At 63.7% G+C, this 20,373-nt stretch carries 18 protein-coding genes; 1 reads left to right on the top strand and 17 read right to left on the bottom strand.

Going from position 1 to position 20,373, the window contains the following annotated elements; all coding sequences use genetic code 11:
• Positions 1-3: 3 nt before the first annotated feature.
• Positions 4-1,566 carry a coiled-coil domain-containing protein gene (locus MF606_RS02385; protein WP_240232031.1) on the top strand — a complete coding sequence of 521 codons (1,563 nt, stop codon included), beginning with the start codon at positions 4-6 and terminating at the stop codon, positions 1,564-1,566.
• A gap of 152 nt (positions 1,567-1,718) precedes the next feature.
• Here the strand turns inward: MF606_RS02385 and MF606_RS02380 are convergent, their stop codons facing one another.
• The 17 genes from MF606_RS02380 to MF606_RS02300 form a co-directional block, all read right to left on the bottom strand.
• Positions 1,719-2,117 (bottom strand): VOC family protein, encoded by a 399-nt coding sequence (locus MF606_RS02380; RefSeq protein WP_240232029.1) that lies wholly within the window; start codon positions 2,115-2,117, stop codon positions 1,719-1,721.
• A gap of 168 nt (positions 2,118-2,285) precedes the next feature.
• The gene (locus MF606_RS02375) at positions 2,286-3,044 is read right to left on the bottom strand and encodes an iron ABC transporter ATP-binding protein (protein ID WP_240232028.1); all 759 of its coding nucleotides are present in this window, start codon (positions 3,042-3,044) and stop codon (positions 2,286-2,288) included.
• Positions 3,041-3,994: an iron chelate uptake ABC transporter family permease subunit gene (locus MF606_RS02370; RefSeq protein WP_240233935.1), complete on the bottom strand. Its 954-nt coding sequence runs from the start codon at positions 3,992-3,994 to the stop codon at positions 3,041-3,043. The genes MF606_RS02375 and MF606_RS02370 overlap by 4 nt, the downstream gene beginning before the upstream one ends.
• A gap of 4 nt (positions 3,995-3,998) precedes the next feature.
• Positions 3,999-4,961 (bottom strand): ABC transporter permease, encoded by a 963-nt coding sequence (locus tag MF606_RS02365; protein WP_240232026.1) that lies wholly within the window; start codon positions 4,959-4,961, stop codon positions 3,999-4,001.
• 75 nt (positions 4,962-5,036) lie between these two features.
• Entirely contained in the window at positions 5,037-5,957 is a 921-nt protein-coding gene (locus tag MF606_RS02360; protein ID WP_240232024.1) for a siderophore ABC transporter substrate-binding protein, read from the bottom strand.
• 160 nt (positions 5,958-6,117) lie between these two features.
• Entirely contained in the window at positions 6,118-6,714 is a 597-nt protein-coding gene (locus tag MF606_RS02355; RefSeq protein ID WP_240232022.1) for an SCO family protein, read from the bottom strand.
• The gene (locus MF606_RS02350) at positions 6,714-7,196 is read right to left on the bottom strand and encodes a copper chaperone PCu(A)C (RefSeq protein WP_240232021.1); all 483 of its coding nucleotides are present in this window, start codon (positions 7,194-7,196) and stop codon (positions 6,714-6,716) included. Before MF606_RS02350 ends, MF606_RS02355 begins: the two co-directional genes overlap by 1 nt.
• A gap of 47 nt (positions 7,197-7,243) precedes the next feature.
• Entirely contained in the window at positions 7,244-7,627 is a 384-nt protein-coding gene (locus MF606_RS02345) for a hypothetical protein (protein ID WP_240232019.1), read from the bottom strand.
• Between the two features lie 85 nt (positions 7,628-7,712).
• Entirely contained in the window at positions 7,713-8,624 is a 912-nt protein-coding gene (locus MF606_RS02340) for a LysR family transcriptional regulator (RefSeq protein WP_240232018.1), read from the bottom strand.
• A gap of 32 nt (positions 8,625-8,656) precedes the next feature.
• Positions 8,657-9,400 carry a TSUP family transporter gene (locus MF606_RS02335; RefSeq protein WP_240232017.1) on the bottom strand — a complete coding sequence of 248 codons (744 nt, stop codon included), beginning with the start codon at positions 9,398-9,400 and terminating at the stop codon, positions 8,657-8,659.
• Positions 9,401-9,573: 173 nt separating this feature from the next.
• Positions 9,574-10,851: a hypothetical protein gene (locus MF606_RS02330; protein ID WP_240232016.1), complete on the bottom strand. Its 1,278-nt coding sequence runs from the start codon at positions 10,849-10,851 to the stop codon at positions 9,574-9,576.
• A 59-nt stretch (positions 10,852-10,910) separates the two neighbouring features.
• Entirely contained in the window at positions 10,911-12,809 is a 1,899-nt protein-coding gene (locus MF606_RS02325; protein ID WP_240232015.1) for an ABC transporter ATP-binding protein, read from the bottom strand.
• Positions 12,806-14,662 (bottom strand): ABC transporter ATP-binding protein, encoded by a 1,857-nt coding sequence (locus MF606_RS02320; RefSeq protein ID WP_240232014.1) that lies wholly within the window; start codon positions 14,660-14,662, stop codon positions 12,806-12,808. Before MF606_RS02320 ends, MF606_RS02325 begins: the two co-directional genes overlap by 4 nt.
• 327 nt (positions 14,663-14,989) lie before the next feature.
• Positions 14,990-15,970 (bottom strand): heparan-alpha-glucosaminide N-acetyltransferase, encoded by a 981-nt coding sequence (locus tag MF606_RS02315; protein WP_240232012.1) that lies wholly within the window; start codon positions 15,968-15,970, stop codon positions 14,990-14,992.
• 145 nt (positions 15,971-16,115) lie between these two features.
• Positions 16,116-17,948, bottom strand: coding sequence for a DNA helicase RecQ (gene recQ / locus MF606_RS02310; RefSeq protein WP_240233934.1), 1,833 nt, complete (start codon positions 17,946-17,948; stop codon positions 16,116-16,118).
• Between the two features lie 355 nt (positions 17,949-18,303).
• Positions 18,304-18,861 carry a DNA-3-methyladenine glycosylase gene (locus tag MF606_RS02305; RefSeq protein ID WP_240232010.1) on the bottom strand — a complete coding sequence of 186 codons (558 nt, stop codon included), beginning with the start codon at positions 18,859-18,861 and terminating at the stop codon, positions 18,304-18,306.
• Positions 18,862-18,983: 122 nt separating this feature from the next.
• Positions 18,984-20,222 carry a glycoside hydrolase family 5 protein gene (locus MF606_RS02300; RefSeq protein ID WP_240232008.1) on the bottom strand — a complete coding sequence of 413 codons (1,239 nt, stop codon included), beginning with the start codon at positions 20,220-20,222 and terminating at the stop codon, positions 18,984-18,986.
• Positions 20,223-20,373: the final 151 nt, after the last annotated feature.

The following is a 20,373-nucleotide window of genomic DNA, read 5'->3' as shown; positions in this document are numbered from 1 at the left end:
CCTATGAGCATCCGCGGACCCGAAGCCCTGGCCAGCCTAGACGAGGCGATGCGCGACATCCGCCGTGAGGAGGATGAGATCTCCAAGCGCCTGGCGCGCTCGGCCGAGCGAGTCACCAAAATCAAGGAGAGCGAAGCGGAGCTGTTCCGCCAGCTCGCCCAGTTGCGCCTCGACCCAGCTGTGCAGGGCGAGTTGGACGGCGCGATTTCGGCCGCCGAAGCCAAGGCCCGCGACATGCTCAAGACGCATGCCAAGGACCTGAGCAAGGCCGAGAAGGACGTGGCGGAAAGCGACGCGACACTGTCGCGGTTGACCGCCGAGCGGGCCGAGGCGCTAAAGCTGTTCGAGGGCCATCAGAGCGAACTCAAGGCGCTGGCCGCCAAGCTGGGCGCCTCGATCGCCCGCGAACCAGCCTTTGCCGCCAAGCGCGCACAGGCCACCGAACTGGCCGATATCGCGGCGCAATCGATGCGCAAAACCGAGCAGGCCGAAGCCGACCAGGACGATAAGGGCAAGCCCTACCGCGACGATCCGCTGTTCATGTATCTGTGGGAGGCCGGGTACGGCACGGCCAGCTACCGCGCCAATAACCTCATCCGCTATTTCGACGGCATGGTTGCCAACATAGTGGGCTTCCAGAAGGCGCGACCGAATTTCGCCATGCTCAACGAGATTCCGCTGCGGCTGCGCGAGCATGCCGAGCGACAGATCGAGATCGCCAAGGCCGCGGAGGCCGAACTCGACGCGCTCGAGACGCAGGCGATCGACGCTGCCGGCGGCAAGCCGATCCGCGAGGCCATGGAAGCGGCGCAGAAGACAATCGACGCGCTCGACGCCCAGATCGTGGCGACCGAAGACCAGCGCGACGAAACCGCCAAAACGCTCGGCACGCTGTCGCAGGGCGGCAATCCGGCTTTCGAAAGTGCGCTCGGCGAACTAGTGGTGGCGCTGGGCCGCGAGGATATCCAGACTCTCCTGGCCGAAGCGCGCCGCACCCGCACCGGGCAGGATGATACCATCGTCGCCCAGATCGACGACGCCCGCGCCCGCGCCAAGGAAGAAGACGCCGAAACAGCCGAGCAGAAGGAACGCCTCAAAACCCTCGCCGCCCGGCGCCGGGAGCTGGAGGATATCCAGTGGGAGTTCAAGAAGCAGCGCTTCGACGACCCGCGCTCGACCTTCCGCGAAGACAAGCTGGTGGGTGACCTGCTCGACGGGTTCCTGCGCGGCGGTATTTCGGCCGCATCCTATTGGGAGCAGTGGCAGCGCAGCCAGAACTGGAGCGCCGGCACATCCGACTGGGGTGGCGGGGTCGGCCTGCCAAATAATGGCCGGCAGCGTTCCAGCAGCCCCTGGCCGGACAATGGCGGCAGCACCTTCAACTGGCCCGATTCCAGCTTTGGCGGCGGCAACTCGACCAAGAGCAAACCCAGCAATGGCGGCTTCGGTGGCGGCTGGGGCCGGCCCTCGTCAGGCGGCTCCAGCGGCGGCGGCTTCTCCCGCCCACGCACCGGCTCGAGCGGCACGCGCAAGCATTCGGGGTTCAAGACGGGCGGCGGGTTTTAAGGGCGGGCTGCTCCGATCCATCCTACCCACAATCGCCTCCCGCGGACTTGATCCGCGGTCACCTTCAACACGGCACAAGTGGCGAAAGACCCGCGGATCAAGTCCGTGGGAAGCGTCGGTGAGTGGGCGGTATCAGAATCAAATCCGAGCCCTCAGTTTGCCGGGGGCTGCGCCATCAGTTCCCAGACATTGCCTTCGCTATCCTCGAAATAAGCCGAATAGCCCGATTCTGATTGCGTGCCTTCGGTGATGACCGCGCCACCGGCCACCAGCACCTTGCGCAAGATCTCATCGACTTCGGCCGGGCTGCCCGCCTGGTGGCTCAGCACGAAGCCGGGCGTGCCTGCTATGGCGACATCCTTGCCCGCGGTCTGGGCAATCTGATCGCGCGGGAACAGCACGAAGGAAAAGTCGTCGTCGAAGAAGAAGGCGACATGGTCTTCCCCTGCCCCGATCTGTTCGTCATCGATCTCGAACAGGGCGCGATAGAAGGCAAAGGCGCGCTCGAGGTCGTCGACACCGATGGTGATGATGGAAATCGATGGCTTCACGGCGGCGCTCCTTGCTGGTGCTACAACCTAGCCCAGAGCGCAGAATTATCCCACCGGGTCATTCCGGCGCAGGCCGGAATCCATGCGCAGAGGCTATGGCGAACGTTGAAGTCGGGGATGGATGCGGACATCGATCCCGGCCTGCGCCGGGACGACATCGCGGATGATCTACTCGTAGTAGACCGAAATCCGCTGGCCGCCGATCTGGTGCACCTTGATATCCATCTCATAGACGTCCGAGAGCACGGCGGGGTCGATCATCGCGGCGACGGGACCCTGATGCACGACCTTGCCGTGCTTCATCGCCACAATAGTATCGGAATACCACGAGGCGAAGTTGATGTCGTGCAGCACCAGCACCACCGTCTTGCCCAGCTCATTGGCAGCCCGGCGCAGCAGCTTCATCATGCTCATGGCATGCTTCATATCGAGATTGTTGAGCGGCTCGTCGAGCAGCACGTAGTCGGTATCCTGGCAGAGCACCATGGCGACGAAAGCCCGCTGCCGCTGACCGCCGGACAGTTCGTCGAGGAAGCGGTCGGCCAGCTCGACCAGGTTGAGATAGCCGATGGCCTCGTCGATATGGCGCTTGTCCTCGATGGTCAGCCGACCTTTGGAATAGGGATAGCGCCCGAAGCTGACGAGATCTCGCACGGTCAGCCGGGCGGTCATGTGATTGTCCTGCCGCAGGATGGACAGGCGCCGTGCCAGCACATCGCTCGGGGTCTTGGTGATGTCGAGGCCATCGACCGACACCGTGCCCTTGTCCATGCCCATCAGGCGGCTCACCATCGACAGCAATGTCGACTTGCCGGCGCCGTTGGGGCCGATGATCGAGGTGATGCCGCCGGAAGCCAGGTGCAGCGACACGCCATCGACCACGCAGCTCGCGCCATAATTCTTGGTAACGCCTTCGGCGACGATCATCGCGCAGCCCTCCGCAGGATGAGAATGATGAAGACGATGCCGCCCAGGAATTCGATGATAATCGAAAGCGCCGTGTCGAAGGCGAAGACACGTTCCAGCACGGTCTGGCCGCCGACAAGGCAGATGATCGCCAGCAAAACGGCAGCAGGCAGCACGAACTTGTGGCGGCTGCTGCCGACAAGCGAATGGGCGAGGCTTGCCACCAGCAGTCCGAAAAAGGTGATCGGCCCGACCAAAGCCGTCGATACGGCGACGAGGATCGAGACCAGGACCAGGATGATGACCACGGTACGTTTGTAGTCGACCCCCAGATTGATCGCCTGGGCCCGGCCCAGCGACAGCACGTCATAGGTGTGCATCAGGCGCAGCGCGACCACGGTCACCACGCCGACAATGATGCTCGCCGCCAGAAGAAGAGATGTATCGACGGTGGCGAAGCTGGCGAAAAAACTGTCCTGCAATACGTTGAACGCATTGGGATCGAGCAAGCGCTGCATGAACTGGCTGAGGCTGCGGAACAGAATGCCGAAGACGATACCAACCAGCACCAGCAGGGTCAGGCTGCGCTCTTCGCCAAGGAACAACCAGCGGAACAGCAGGCCCGAAAACACCACCATGACCAGGATTTCGACGGCGAACTGCGCCTGCGGATTGAGCCAGGTCAGCGCGCTGACGCCGAGGAAGAAGACGATCGCCGTTTGCAGCAGGATGTAGAGCGCGTCGAAGCCCATGATCGAGGGCGTGAGGATGCGATTGTTGGTGACGGTCTGGAACAGAACCGTCGAGACGGCCACCGAGTAGGCAACGAGGCTCAGTGCCAGCAGCTTGCGGCCACGGAAGGGGAGGATGAAGTCCCAGCTTCCCTTGGCGCCCAGCGTCATGAAGCAGACGATAGAAATGAGGGCGAGGAGACCCAGGCCCCAAAGCGCCACAGCGGGGCGCGAGAGCATCGATCTAGGCTGCATGGCGACGCGTCCGCAGCAGCAGGTAGAGGAAGATGGCGCTGCCGATCACGCCGACAACGACGCTGATCGGGATCTCGTAGGGCGCGCGCACGACGCGGCCCAGAATATCGCAGGCCAGCACGAAGCCGGCGCCCATGACGGCGACCCAAGGCACGGTGCGGCGCATATTGTCGCCGACCATCAGGCTGACGAGATTGGGAATGATGAGGCCAAGGAACGGGATCGAACCGGCCGATACCAGCACCACGGCGCTGACCAGGGACACGATGACCAGGCCCAGCACCATGACGCGCTGGTAGTTGAGGCCCAGATTGGTGGTGAAATCCTTGCCCATGCCGGCAACGGTGAAGCGGTCAGCGGCGATATAGGCGAGCACGCCGCAGGCGAGGCCGATCCACAGCAGCTCATAATTCCCGCGCAGGATGCCGGAGAAGTCGCCCATGGTCCAAGCCAGCAGCGATGGCAGGAGTTCGTAGCGATAGGCGATGAAGCTGGTGGCAGCGCCGACAATGCCGCCCAGCATGATGCCGACCAGCGGCACCAGCATGGCATCGCGCAGCGGTACGGCGCGTAGGATGCGCAGGAACAGGGCGGTTCCGGCCAGGGCAAAGGCGGCCGAAACCAGCATCTTGCCCATCAGCGGCCAACCGGGCGCCAGCAGGGTGATGACGAGAAAGCCGAGGCTGGCGGATTCGGTGGTGCCGGCCGTAGTCGGCTCAACGAAACGGTTGCGCACGATCATCTGCATGACCAGCCCGGCCACCGCCATGGCGCTGCCGGAGAGGATAATGGCGAGGGTGCGCGGAATGCGGCTGATCAGCAGCACCTGCATCGGTCGATCATCGGGATGGGACGAGAGCAATGCGCCCAGCGACACGTCACTGACCCCGACGAACAGGCTGGTCACCGCGAGGGTGATCGTCACCACGATGGCGAGGATGAGCAGGCGCACCGACCGACCTTCCGCTGATAATGCACGAAGCCCGGCCGCCTCGCGGCAGCCGGGCAAGGTTCAGTAAGGATCGGATCAGCCGTTGAGGCCGGCCAGGACCTGGTCGAGCAGCAGCATCACGCCGGAATAGCCGTGCATGGTGATGTAGGAGGCCTGCGGATCGAGGTAGACGATGTGGCCTTCCTTGGCGGCAGTGGTCTGGTTGACCAGCTCGTTATCGAGCAGAGCCGCGGCAGCGCCGGTCGATTCACCGGTACCGGCATCGCGGTCAACCACGAACAGCCAATCGGGATTGGCTTCGAGCAGGAATTCGAACGAGACGCTGTCGCCGCCGTGGTCGCCGTCCTTGACGTTTTCCATGGCCGACGGAATGCCGAGCTGGTTGTGGATCCAGGCGACGCGGCTATCGGGACCGTAGACGCCCAGATTGCCGGCATTGGTGACCAGGATCAGCGCCTTGCCCTTGCCTTCGGCTGCCGCCTTGACTTCGGCGACCTTGGCGTCGAGCGCGGCATTGAGTTCGGCCGCCTTGTCCTGCAGGCCGAACACTTCGCCCAACTTGGTCAGGTTGCCTTCGATGCCGGCGATGATGTCGGCATTGTCGATGCTGAGATCGATGGTCGGCAGGATGTCCTTGGCGGTCGCATAGGCTTCGCGCGAGCGGGCGCCGACGATGTAGAGGTCAGAACCAGAGGCGGCGATGCCTTCGAAATCGGGCTCGAACAGCGAGCCGATCTGGAGCGCATCGGCAGCGACAAAGCCCTGCAGGTAGCTCGGGGCATTGGAGGCCGGCACGCCGGCAACGGGAACGCCCAGGGCGTGGAGATTGTCGAAGGCGGCCCAGTCGGAGGTCAGCACCTTGGTCGGCACGCCCGGCAGGGTGGTCTCGCCCTGAGCGTGGGTAACGACGATTTCCTGGGCCTGCGTCAGGCTCGTCATGGCGAGCGCGCCGGCCACGAGGGCAGCAAGGAGAGCGGGAGTGCGAGTGAACTTCACGGGAGCTTCCAATCCAGATCGATGAATGGGCGCGCCACAAATATGATGACGCTTGTCCGGTTATCTAACGGTGCGGATTGGGTGAGTCAAAAGATAAGTTGACGCGATACATCACCTTTATTCTGCCCGACCGGAAGCTATTCCAGCCGGGCAGTGGTTCTCATGACTTGGCGAGCAGGTTGCGCAACTTGCCCAGCGCTACGGCGCTGTCTTCGCGATAGGCAATGGTGCCCTGGAACTCACCCTTGGCGTCGAGCAGGAAGACCGAGGCCGTGTGGTCCATGGTGTAGTCGGCGCCTTCGAGCGGAATGCGCTCATAGTGGACGCCCCAGGCCTTGGCGATCTTGTCGATCTCTTCGGGCGTGCCGGTAATGCCGGTGATGCGATCGCTGACCCAGCTCACATATTCACGCAGCACGGCGGGCGTATCACGCTCGGGGTCGACCGAGACGAAATAGGCCTTGAGGTCCTTGCCTTCGTCGCCCAGCGCCTCGAACCAACCGGTCATTTCGGCCAGCGTGGTCGGGCAGACTTCGGGGCAGTGGGTGAAGCCGAAGAACAGCGCAGTCGGCTGGCCGACGAACATGGACTGGTCCAGTGTCGCGCCGTTCTGGTCGACGAGGCTATAGACGCCCTTGCCGAAACCACCCTCGGCCGGCTGCTGCTGGCGCAGCATGACCGCGGCGGCCGCTGCCGTCAGGCCCAGGGCGACGACCGCCACCCAGAGCCCGATGCGAACAGTCTTGAGCGCAGCCATCAGTGACCCGCATGCTCGGCTGGGCCATCGGCCGCGGCGGCCATCACCGGCAGCGGCACGTCCACCGTTCCGGCCTTTTCGAAGGTCAGCGTCACGGTGACGGTTTCGCCCTCGACGAAGGGCTGGTTGAGGTCGAGGAACATGATGTGCAGGCCGCCGGGCGCCAGCTCGACGGTTTCGCCGGCCGGGATTTCGATCCCGTCGGTAAGCTGGCGCATCTTCATCACGTCGCCTTCCATCTTCATCTCGTGAATCTGGGTATCGCCGGCCACGGTCGAGGTGGCCGAGATCAGGCGGTCGGCTTCGGTGCCGGTATTCTCGATGGTCAGGAAGCCGCCACCGACCGGGGCGTTGGGCAGGGTAGCGCGGGTGAACGGCACCGAAATATTGATCGGGCCAAGATGGATGACGCCGTTATGGGCGAGGGCGGGGGTAGCGACGAGAAGGGCAACCGCAAAGGCGGCGCTGAGCAGGCGGATCATGATGATCTCCGGATAATATTGGTCTTTGTGGCCGCAATGGCCGGGTGTCAGACCAAAGCCGGAGGCGCGCGCGATCCGCGTGGCGGCACCGAAGGCGCCGGGGTGAATGCCGGGGCCGCGGCGAGTCGCGGTGCGACCAGAACGGCGCGATCGAGCGCCAACGGCACGACGTCGAGGCTTGGCTCGGCCAGGTCGTTCTTGCCGATGCCGGCGGCCGGGCATTTGGCGACGGTGACGTCGCGATCCTCGCCCGTGGCGTCGGCGGATGAGCACAGCACCCAGCCGGTTTGCAGCGTCGAATAGCCGAGTTGTTCGAAGCCGAGCTGGCTGGCCCGGGCCTGGTGCAGCGGCGCCAGAATCGTCAGCAGATAGATGGCGAGCACGGCGAAAGCCGTGCCGATCTCCCTGGTGATGCTGCGCGAACTGCTCATGGCAAATTCCTATGCCGGTTTGGCGCGGCGCTCAATGGCCGAGTTGTCGCGGTGCCCGTCTACTCCACGGCTCGTCACCCTCGGCCTAAACACTGGGCACATAAGTCTCGCTGCACAGGGCGATGAAGGCCTTGGTCGCCGCCGATACCGGGCTGGACTTGCGCCGCGCCACCAGCAATTGCCGCAGCGCCCAGCGTTCGGCGAGCGGGGCACAGACGAGGTCGGTGCCGGCCAGCAGGTGCAGGCTGGTCGAGCGCAGGAAGCCGATGCCGAAGCCGGCCTCGACCATGCGCACCAGGGCCGGAAAGCTCTCGACCCGGATGGTTTCGACCAGAGGCTTGCCGGCCGTCTTGGCGGCGTCGCCAAGCAGGCGGTCAAGCGAGCCGGCGTGATGGATGCCGACAATGGCGTGATCGAGCACGGCGGCGAAGGCGATGTCCTTGCGCGGTTGGATTTCGTTGGCCAGCGGGTGATCGGGCGGCGCCAGTACCCAGACGCGATCGTCCTCGAAGGCTTTGATGTCGAAGCGGGTGAAGTCGTAATTGTCGGAGACGATGGCGATATCGGCCCTGCCCTCGTCCAGCGCCAGCAGCGCCTTGGCGGCGCTGGTTTCCTGGATGGCGAGGTCGATGCCGACATGCTTGGCGGCGTAGCGGGCCAGCAGTTCGGGCAGGCGGCCGGTCAGCGCCGAACTGGTGCAGGCGAGCCGCAGGCTACCGCGCTGGCCGCTGCCGAAATCGGCCATGACGGCATCGAGATCGGCAATGGCCCGCAGCACGGCGCGACAGCCATCGGCATAGGCTTCACCGGCCGTGGTCAGCTTGACGCCATGGGCGGAGCGGTCGAACAGCACGACGCCCAGCCGGCTTTCGAGATCGGACACACGCCGACTCACCGCCGAGGACGCAATGCCTTCGCGCTCGGCCGCCCGGCCGATCGAGCCGGTCTCGGCCAATAGCAAAATCAGGCGCGCGGTGACGCTATCGAACGGTGCCATGCCATCTCCCCAGATGATCGGCACCATAACGATCACGCCCAGATCAGCAAGGAAATGCCGCGCGCCAGGTAGAAAATCCCGATGGCCGTGACGATCCACCGCGTCCACGCCTTGAAATTAGCATCGGTCAGCCGCTGCAACACCCAGTGGCCGGCGCTGGCTCCGCCAATGGCGAACGGTGCCGCCAGCACAATCGCGCCCCATTCGAGGGGCGTCAGCACCATGGTGGCATTCCAGTAGAACACGACCTTGGACGCATGCGAGATGACCTGCGTCGCCGCCTTGGTGGCGATGATCTTGCGGCGGTCCATCGGCGTGCGGATGAAGAAGATGTCCACCGTCGGCCCGGAAACGCCGACCGCCAGATTGAGCCCGCCCCCGACAAAGCCGCAGATGAAGGCATGGTGCGGCTTGGACGCGTCGAGCGTCAGCCAGCTTTGTGGAATCCACACCAGGATCGGCAGCAACCCGATGGCGATGCATACGGTCGCCAGATCCGGCGTGTAACGGACGATGAAGAGGATGATCCCCGCGACCAGCAGGCCGAGGCAGATGATGCCGAGAATTTTCCAATCGATGAAGGCTCGCGAGAAGAAGGCGCGCGAGCCATTGGAGATGATCTGGATGGCGCCCTGCACGGCGATGGCGGTGCCCACCGGCAGGATGGCGAGCAGGATGCCCAGCAGCACAAGCCCGCCCGCCATGCCGAAGATCCCTGACAGCGTCGAGGTGAAAAACACGGCCACCAACAAGGCGGCAGCAACCCAAATGCTCATGACCAACTCCGTCATCCCCGCAAACCTTGTGCGCCGACGTAGCGCAGCGGACTAGGACGGATTGGGCATGAGGGGGTGCCGGGAACGAAGGTTCACCGCAGCGGTTACGACCTCAAGCCCGAGGGAGCGCCGGTGGAGGATGAGTGGATTGTGCCCCTAAGCGAACCGCGGCCTTAGTCAGCAAGCGACGGGAAATACTCTTTCGCCTCTGGTGTCAGCAGTTCCGGAATCTCGCTCAGCTTGACCGTGAACAGGTCTTCGCTGCAGGCGAAGCTGACATGGGGCAGGCCTTCGATGGTGAACAGCACCTGGTCGCCCGGCACGAAACGCAGCGCCAGATTGGAGGCGATGTACTCTTCGGTTTCGCAGCCCTCGTAGGTGCCATCGGCGACCGGCTCCCAGCGCGCGATGGCATAGTCGATCAGCGACTGGCCTGCGGCCCAGAAATACTCGCCCGGCGCTTCCAGGGCCACCGCCTGATCCACGTCCGAACCATAATCGGCAATACTGCCGGTCGCGATCCAATCCTTGAACACCTTGCCAAGTGGGAAGGGCTGGCCGGTCTTCACGTCGACGATGGTGGTGTCGCTGTGATTGTTGGGATGAGCGCCGGTGCAATAGGTGCTGCCCGATTCCACCCAGTTCATCACCGTCGGGGAAAGGTAATCCAGGATGACCTGTTCGCTGTCGTAATCGCCCAGCGTTCCTGCACCCATGCCCAGCGAATACTGGTTAGCGCCAAACCCGGCATAGACCTGCGCCAGGCAGTCGAAGGCGTAGTAGTTGATCCGCGCATGCCGATTGGCCAAAGCCGCGTTGGCCGCATCAGGCGAGCTGCCATCGGCCAGCGACACGATGCGCGGGAACGGGAACTTGGTGCGCGGGTCGGTGACGTAGCGGAAGCTCGAGCCCTCGAGCGTTTCCACCGGACCCTCTTCGAGCGCCACATCCATCTTGGCGAATTCGTAGGGCGTCGTCTCGGCGTTGAATTCGCCGTCATAGGTCAGGCTGAACACACTGTCGTAAAGCCCGTAGGCACTGACCTCAGCGTCCTCGGGTAGTGCGCGGCGGCCGACCTCGGTCAACGCAATGTCGAGCACCTTGCCACCGCCAGCCGGGGTCCAGTTGCCCCGCAGAGCACCTTCTGTGTCCAGAGTTAAGGTCCATGTCGCGCCGATGGGCACCTCGAAACCGTCTCCCGCGCAGGTTTCCTCGGTACACGGCGCTTCCTCGGACAGAATGATGGAATCGTCCATCCGCTTTCCGTCACTGAGGGGGATGTCTCCACCCTTGGCCATGTAACTGTAGCGGCCGGCAACGATGTCGGCGCCCGGATCGGTCAGCTCGACCAGGATTTCATACTTGCCCAGCTTGCCCTTGTAGGTCACCGCGTCCACCGCGAAAGCGGGCGCGGTGGATAGCAGCAGGGCGGCGGCGAGGGCTAAGCGCATGGTGTGGCTCCGATTTTGTGCGGACCCTAGCAGACCACTCCGCTTTGCCTAGTCCTCGATCAGGTATTTGCCGCCCTGGCGTTGACCTGGGACACCAGCTCGTCGGGGATATCGTCGAAGCTGGCATAGTTCATGTTGTAGAGCTTGGCATAGAGCCCGCCCTTTTCCATGAGCTGGTCGTGGTTGCCGGTTTCGATTAGCTCACCGTTCTGCAGGACGATGATGCGATCAGCGCCGCGAATGGTCGCGAGGCGGTGGGCAATGACCATGCCGGTGCGGCCTTCGAGCAGGATGAGCAAGGCCTTCTGGATTTGCCGCTCGGTGTAGCTGTCGATATTGGCCGTGGCTTCATCGAGCACCAGTATCTTGGCGTCGGCCACCAGGGCGCGTGCAAAGCTCAGCAACTGGCGCTGGCCCAGCGACAGATTGGAGCCGCGCTGTTCGAGCATTGCATCATAGCCACCAGGCAGGCGCGAGATGAACTCGTGCGCGCCAACGGCTTTGGCCGCGGCGACCACATCGTCCATCGTCGCCGAGGTCTTGTTGTAGCGGATATTGTCGAAGACGCTGCCGGTGAACAGGAACGGCTCCTGCAGCACCATGGCCACCTGCTCGCCGAGCGATTGCTGGGTGATGTCGCGCACGTCGTGTCCGCCGACCAGCACGGCGCCCGATTGCACCTCGTAGAAGCGGTGCACCAGCGACATGGCCGAGGTCTTGCCCGAGCCGGTTGGCCCGACCAGAGCAACCGTCTCGCCCGGGTTGACCCTGAAGCTCACATTCTTGAGCACGGGATTTTCGGCGCGGTAGCCGAAGGTCACATCTTTGAATTCGACCGACCCATCCATGTCGCGCGTCAGGGTGACGGCGTTGGGCTTGTCGTTGATCGAGGTCGGGATATCGAGCACTTCGGTGATGCGGCGGCCCGAGGTCATGGCACGCTGCATGATCGAATATTGCATGGTCAGCGAGCGGATCGGATCGAAGAAGCGCTGGATATAGAACAGGAATGCGACGATGACGCCGATTTCGAGCCCGCCATTGAGCACCAGCGAGCCACCCACCACGACGACGATGGCCATGGCTATGCCGGTGAGGCTATCGACGATCGGCACCATGACCTGCGCATAGCGCGAGCCGGTGAGCTGGGTCAGCAGGTTGTTATAGGCCTTGTCGTCATAGAGGTCGAAATTGACCTTCTGACGATCGAGGTTCTGCACGGTACGGACGCCATTAATGCCCTCGGCCATGGCGCCTGCGGTGATCGAATTGGTCTCATGCGCCGCCCAGAAGGCGCGCTTGGCCGGCGGCAGCCAGAAGATGCGCACAATGAAGAGGATGGGCATGGTGGAGAGCGTCAGCAGGCCCAGGCGGAAATCGAGCGACAGCAGCACGACGACAATGCCGACCAGCAGCACCATGTCGCCGACCGAGATCACCGAGGTTTCCAAGAATTCCTGCATGGAATTGACGTCGCCCTGCAGGCGGCTCATCAGCCGGCCCACCTCGGTCTTGTCCATGAAGCTCAGCGACACGCGCTGGAGCTGAGCAAACATGGCGCGGCGCATGTCGAACAGCACGTTCTCGGCGACCTTACCCACTTCGGTTTCCTGCACGTAGGACGCACCGAAGTTGAACAACACGGCCACGGCGAACATGCCAACGGCCCAGAGCAGGTTGGTCGAGTTGCCGCCCTCGGTCATGCCGCTGTCGATGGCGCGGCCAATGATGAGCGGAATGGCGAGCTGGGTCGCGGTGAATACCAACACGGCGGCAACCGACAGATAGATCTTGGTGCGATAGGGGCGCACGAAGGCCCAGATGCGGCGCACCGTTTTGGGGTCATAGGCCTTGCCGAAGATTTCCTCTTCAATGCGGTGGCTGCCCACGCTGGCGCGCGGCGGGCGCTGGCCCGGAAAGGCGGCAACTTCGCGGTCTTCGTCGTCGACGGCGCTCATTGGGCCGCACTCCCGATTTCGAGGTCTTCAGTGGGGCGGGTCTGCAGGTCATAGAGCGCGCGGTAGCGGCCACCCTTGGCCAGCAGTTCGTCGTGGCTGCCCTGTTCGACGATCTTGCCACCTTCGAGGAACAGGATCGTATCGGCATGCAGGAGCGAGCTCAGGCGGTGGCTGATCACCAGCGTGACGCGATCGCTGGCATAGCGACGGATGGCGCTGCGGATGCGGTGCTCGGTACCGGCGTCGATGGCGGCGGTCGAGTCATCGAACACCATCACCGCGGGCTTGAGCACCAGGCTGCGCGCGATCGACAGGCGCTGGCGTTGGCCACCGGACAGCGAGACGCCGCGTTCGCCCACCACGGTGTCATACCCGGCGGGCAGGCCCATGATGTAATTGTGCAGTTGCGCGCTTTCGGCCGCCTTCTCGATCTTGGTTTCCTTGGACCACGGATCGCCGTAGGCGATGTTGTTTTCGATAGTGGTGGTGAAGAGGAACGAGTCCTGCTGCACCACAGCCACGGCGCGGCGCAGCGATTGCAGGCTGACATCGCTGACATCCTGCCCATCGATGGTGATCTTGCCGCCCGTTACGTCATAGAAGCGCGGGATCAGATGGGCGAGCGTCGACTTGCCGCTGCCGGGGGCGCCGACGATGCCGATGGTCTGGCCGGCCCGGGCCTCGAAGCTCACGCCGTCAAGCGTGGGATGGGTGGCGCCGGGATAGGTGAAGCGCACGTCCTCGAAGCGCAGCGTGCCTTCGGCGACCTTGAGGTCGGGCACGCCAGGCTTGTCTTCGATGCCGAGCGGCTCGTCGAGAAAGCCGAACAGGCGGTCGCCACAGATCGAGGCGCGGGCGAAGGAATTGACCATCAGGCCAAGCTGGCGCACCGGCATTTGCAGGATGGTCATGAAGGTCAGGAAGCTCGCCAGCGTGCCGACGCTCATTTCGCCCGCGATCACCTTGTTGCCGCCGACCCAGAGCACCAGGCCCATGGCGGCGAAGAACGAGAAGGTCATCGCCGAGGTATTGCGCACGCGAATGCCGACGCGCTCATGCGAGAGGTGAAGCGCTTCCTTGGACGCGCTCTCGAACTTGTCGAGCTCGAATTTTTGGCCCGAGAAAGCCCGGACCACGCGGATGCCGCCGAGGTTTTCTTCCATGACGCGGGTCAGTGCCGAAAGCTTCTCCTGCAGCACGATCCAGGTGGCGCGCAGGGTGAGCTGGGCCACCGACGAGCGCCAGGCGACGAAAGGCACGAAGCTCAGGGCGAGCAGACCGAGCAGCCAATCGGTCGACAGCAGCATGTAAGCGCCGACGCCGATCAGCACCGTGAGCAGGATGGTGCGCACGAAGCCGGTCGAAAAGAACATGCGCACGCCGTCGAGGTCCAGCAGACCCAGAGTGATCAGATCGCCGCTATGGACCTTGTCGTGATAGGAATAGGAGAGGCGCTGCACCTTGTCGTAAAAGGCCAGCCGCAGCTCGTAGCCGACATGGTGGCCGACCGATTCCGAATAATAGTTCTGCATCAGCGTGAAGAAACCGCGCGCCACCGAGACGCCGAGCAGGGTCATGGCGCTCCAGAACAGGGCTTGCTCCGCCCCTTCGGCCCCAGCGCTCAAAATACCCTGTGCCTGATCGACCGCGTGCCCGAGCAGGCGCGGAATCAGCAATTGCAGCACCGAGGCGATGATGGTCGCGGCAATTGCCGTGCCGGCCTGCCAGGGATGGCGCAGCGAATAGAGGGTTATCCGCAACAAGGGGCTTTGGCCCTTGCCGGCATGGGCAGCAGCAACGTGTGCCCGAGCATCGCCGCGTGATCGGACGCGGCCAGCCTTATCGGTGGTCAAGGAAGTATCCAGACTTCAAATATATGTGGGGTCCGAACGGGGGCGGAGCCAACCGTAGCCGCAGCTCGGACAAATCAACTCGCGCTGTCATAAAAGGCGCATTCGCCCTACCATTCAAGCCAGAAACTGAGCAAAAAACGCAAAATTTGCCACGGAATGATCGGGGTCGGCGATGAGACTCGCCTTCTCGCTGTTACATCCACCGACCGTCACCCTCGGGCTCGACCCGAGGGCTCTGCACTTACCGAACTCGGCGAAGTGAAACACCCTCGGGTCGAGCCCGAGGGTGACGGCCGGTGGTTTGTTTGGCGCGGGAGGGCGCTCGGCTCACTGCGGAGCGTTCAGTTCCGGATAGATCAGCGCAGAGCATTGCAGGTTGCTGGCGTCGAGCAGAACCTGCTCTTGCGCGCTCACCATGCCGCTATAGACGGCGTTCCACAGCTCGTTCTCCTCGATCCCCTCAAGGCCGCACTGGCAATAGGTGGTGCACATTTCCGCGCTGGTGCCGCCATCCATGCAGCTGCTCTGGCAGGCGCCGAGAAATTCGGACGTGCGCATGCCGATCTCGGGCTTGAGGATGGCCGCGGCGGGATAGACGAGGCCCAGCAGCAGGGGTTGGTGCAACAGATAGATCAGCAGGCTCCAGCGCCCCATGAAAGCCAGCACACGCGGCAGGCGGCGGCCCGGATTGATGGCCGCCAGCTGAGCCGAGAGCGGCGAGGCCAGCACCAGCCGCGTGGCGATGACACCCAGCAGCACCACGCCGAACCAGGGAAAGATCGGCACCAGGTCATTGGCCGGCGGCGGCACCTGCCAGAAGCCGATCACCGACCAGAGTTTTTCGTTGAACAGCGCATCGGAATAGAGGAACGGCAGCGCGATGACGACGATCGCAACCAGCGCTGGCAGCCAGAGCGGCGCGGCCAGGAAGGGCAGAGCCAACACGCTGAACAGCGCAATGGCATGCAGCACGCCGAAATAGACGAAGCTATCGGGGAAGGCCAAGAAGGTGGCAAGGCTGATCGCCAAAGCGCCCGCGAGCACGAAAATCCAGCGCTTCCAGAACGCGGCCCAACGAATGCCTCGGCCATGCCCCAGCACCAGGCCGACGCCGACGAGAAACAGGAATGACGCCAGGATGGAGCGGGCTATCACCACCCATTGCGGATCGTAGCCGACATCGGCTGATATGAAGCGGAAATAGCTGAGGTCCCAGCACAGGTGATAGGCCACCATAGCGATAATGGCGACGCCACGGGCGATGTCGACGATGGCGAAGCGCGGGCGGCTTGATGAGACTTCGGTCACGGGAAGGCCCCCTCACCCGCCTTGCTGCGCAAGTCGACCTCTCCCCCAAAGGGAGAGGTGGGTGCCATCCACGTCGCGCAGCGACACCTCTCCCTTTGGCGGAGAGGTCGGCCCGCGGGGCCGGGTGAGGGGGCCTTGGGTCTGCTCAACTCGCGATCCCCTTGACCACCGCAAGAAACGCCTCGCCATAGCGATCGAGCTTGGCCTGGCCGACGCCGGGCAGGTTCAGCATGTCATGCGGATGGCGCGGCTGCGCCAGCGCCATGGCCCGCAGGGTGGCGTCGTGGAAGATGACATAGGGCGGTACGCCCTGGGCCTTGGCGATGCGCGTCCGCTCTTCGCGCAAAGCCTCGAACAGCGGCAGTGCATGTTCGGGCACCGTGGCGGCGCGGGCGAGCTGGCGGCGCACCTCGACCGACTTCTTTGGCCGATCCTTGCGCAAGGTGACCACGCGCTCGCGCTTGAACACGGCGCGCGAGCCTTCGCCCAGCGTAAGCGCCCCATGATTGGCATGATCGACAACGATCAGCCCCGAGGCGGTCAGCTGCCGGATCACCGATTGCCAGACCTTGGCGTCGAGATCGGCGCCCTGCCCGAACACCGCCTGGTTCTGGTGCCCGAAGCGTTCGACCTTCTCGGTGGCCTTGCCCATCAGCACGTCGATGACATGGGCCGCGCCGAAGCGCATGCCAGTGCGGTAGATCGCGGCTAGCGCCTTGATGGCAGCTTCGGTGCCGTCCCAGCTTTCCACCGGCGACCGGCAGGTATCGCAATTGCCGCAATTGCCGGCATGGGCCTCGCCGAAATGGTTGAGGATGGCCTTGCGCCGGCACTCGGCCGTCTCGCACACACCGAGCAGGGCATTGAGCTTGCCATGTTCGAGGCGCTTGACCTCATCGGGGGCGTTGCCTTCATCGATCATGCGGCGGCGCTGCACCACATCGGCCATGCCATAGCTCATCCAGGCGTCGGCGGGCTGGCCGTCACGCCCGGCGCGGCCGGTTTCCTGGTAATAGGCCTCGATCGAGGCCGGCAGATCCATATGCGCCACATAGCGCACATCGGGCTTGTCGATACCCATGCCGAACGCCACCGTCGCCACCATGCAGATATTTTCCTCCTTGAGGAAAGCATCCTGATTGGCGCTGCGCCGCTCGGCGCTCAGGCCCGCATGATAGGGCAAAGCCGGAATGCCCTTGCCGGAGAGCCAATCGGCGGTGTCCTCGACCTTGGCGCGACTGAGGCAATAGACGATGCCGGAACTGCCCTTGTGCGCCGCGAGGAAGGCCAGTAATTGCTCGCGCGCCTTGTCGCGCTCGACGATGGAATAGGAAATGTTGGGGCGGTCAAAGCTTGACGTGAACACCTGCGCCGCATCCAGCCCCAGCCGCTCGACGATATCGGCGCGTGTGGTTGGGTCGGCCGTCGCGGTCAAAGCGATGCGCGGCACGCCGGGGAAGAGTTCGGTGAGCTTGGATAGTTCGCGATATTCCGGCCGGAAATCGTGGCCCCACTGGCTCACGCAATGGGCCTCGTCGATGGCGAAGAGCGCGATATCGATGCCCGAGAGCATATTGGCAAAACCCGGCGTCGCCACCCGCTCGGGCGCCACATAGAGCAGATCGAGCTCGCCGCGCCGCAACTGGCGGCGGACTTCGGAAGATTCTTCCGATGTCAGCGACGAATTGAGCGCCGCTGCGGCGACACCCGCCTGTTTCAGCGCCTCGACCTGATCGCGCATCAGCGCAATGAGCGGCGAGATGACCACGCCCACGCCCGGCCGGCAGATAGCCGGGATCTGGTAGCACATGGACTTGCCGGCGCCGGTGGGGAACAGCACGACCGCGTCGCCACCATCGACCAGATGATTGACCACGTCGGCCTGCTGGCCGCGGAAGCTCTTATGACCGAAGACATCGCGCAGCACGGCCAGCGGATCGCGCGGCATTGCCGTGGTTCCCGCCCCGAACAGGTCCATGCTCGATTCAAGTGTGCTCACCCCGCCCTTGGATCACAGCGGCGGGGTGAGCCGCAAGGCGGCAGAAATCACGACGCGGTGCTATCCACCGACGATCTCGCCGCGCCTGGTGAGCGGCGCGTTAGTCGGGCATTGAGCTTGCGGGGTGTCAGCCGATTTGTGGCGGTGAGACCAGCACGGGTGGGACAAAGGCTCGGCTGCCGTTTCGTTGGCCGGACCGGGAAACCGGAAAAACCAGTCCGTTCCCTATGCCACCATGTCCGGTTGACGCGCACCGGTCTCTGACAGCCAATCGCTGAGACGGAGGATGGTTCCTTCACTCTTCACCTCTCCCTCGGGGGGAGGTGAAGATGCCTTAGCGCAACGGCTTGCTCAGAAAGGGTGAGCCGCGCCGCACGAAGCGCCAGGGCGTTTCGACGCCCTTGGTGATGCCGATGCGCGGTCCGGTGGCGATGTCGTGCTCGCCGTCACGCGGCAGCAGCAAGAATGGCGGCGCGTCGAGCGGCAGGCCGTTCTGCGCGATGCTGATGCCGAGCGCCTGGCACAGCTTGCCCGGGCCGGAGCAAAGTTGCCGCGCCCCAAGGCCGCCGCGCAGCTCATGCATGCGATTGACGCCATGCATCGGCTCCAGCGCCCGGATCAATACGGCGCTGCCGGTTTGGCAGACGAAGTTGAGGCACCAATGGATGCCGTAGATCTTGTAGACATAGGCATGGCCCGGCGCGCCGAACATCACGGCATTGCGCGGCGTCGGGCCATTGAAGCTGTGCGATGCCGGATCGGTCTGATCATAGGCCTCCACCTCGACCAGCGGCCCGCCGGCACCATCGACGAGCAGCGTCACCCCGATGAGGTCACGGGCGACGTCAGTGGCGGGTCGGTCGAAGAATGTGGGAGGGAAGTGTGTCGTCATCGGTCGCAAAACAGGCCTGCGGTACTGCTACACCACCTGCGCACCACCGTCACCCCGTAGCATCGGCCCGGGGTAGCCGCGCCGATGCAGGTTGTCACAATTTGTCCTAGTCGCAGGCTGGTTTACAAACCCAGGGCCGTCAGCAGATCGGCATCCGGCACAGCTGGGCCGATGGGCTGGATGACTGACATTCCGGTTGGACTGGAATATTCCCAGATCGACCAGTTGATGCCGAAATTCTCCGCCAGCACCCGCACCGCGCGAACGTAGTTGGAGCGGTCGGCTTCGTATGTCCCCATGTGATAGTCCGGCGGCATCAGGATGGCGCCGAACTCACCCATGAACAGGCGCCGGTTGGGAATGTTGTTCATCGCCGCCCAATATGTCGCCTCCTGAACCCTGGTCACGAGCTGGCTCAGCCCCCAGTCCTGCGAAAAATACTCGGTAATCCGCGGGTTAGCTTCATCCAGGTTCATCTGCTGCTCGGTTGCGCTCAAGCCGGCGGCACTCATGTTCACCTGGGCCCAGTAAATCCAATCGGCTGGCGTAGATCCGCCGACCGGCCAGGGCAGGCCGGAATAGAAGGTGGCTGGGGCCTCGGGCCGCTGATGGGTGAAGCTATGCGGCTCGTACATGTGGAAGCTGTAGAGCAGGTTGGCATCGTCGAAGCTCGGATCGAGATCGGTCAGCCCGGTAATGCTGCCACCGCAGGCGCCGGTGGCAATCACGGTCAACTGAGTGCTGACGGCCCGAATATTGGCGACCGTGGTCGCCATGATGGTCTGCCAATCGCTGCTGCCGGTCGCATCGCAGGGGTAATAGGCCGGTTCGTTGAACGGCTCGAGCGCCACCTTGTCGACGCCGACATCCACCAGCATGTTGGCGACGTCGACGACCATGCCGCGATAGAGGGTTACCCCGGCGCTGCCGGCACCACCCGCGATAATGCTCTCGCTATAGGCCGGAACCTGGCTGACCAGATGCAGGTTGAAGACGACCTTGAGATCGGCCGCCGTGATCCGTCGGACCGCGGCTTCGAGAATATCCAGCGCCTGCTGGCGCCTCGCGCCCGTATTGGCGAGCAGCGGACCGGGATCGATGGTCAGGCGAACGAAATCAAAGCCCATAGCCTTGATGCGTACGAACTGATCGCCGGCCGGCCAATCCGTCAGCGGCCGACCGTCGGACAGCCACGCATTATAGCTTCGGTATGGCGGCCAGACATAAGATCCACCCGAGGTTACGGGCGACCAATTGAGCCATTCGTGCACATTGACGCCGCGCTTGAGCGCGATCGGTTCGGCCTGGACGGCCATCGCCATGCCCAGGACCCACAGCACTATGCATAATATTCGTTTCATCCGGCGCTCCATGTCTTGCGGAAACGTCATGGCCGAAAGCCGCCTCTGGAGGGGCGGGAGGACCTGACTGCACAGACTATAGGTGCACAGAGAAACCCGGGGATAAGCGGGGTAAGCGAGGGCGTTGGGCTCTTGGAAGCGAGCTAGATCA

It is taken from the genome of Devosia lacusdianchii (assembly GCF_022429625.1).
Lineage (GTDB): Bacteria > Pseudomonadota > Alphaproteobacteria > Rhizobiales > Devosiaceae > Devosia > Devosia lacusdianchii.
Note: the sequence above shows the minus strand (reverse complement) of the source record. Positions and strands in the feature narration are given on the sequence as shown.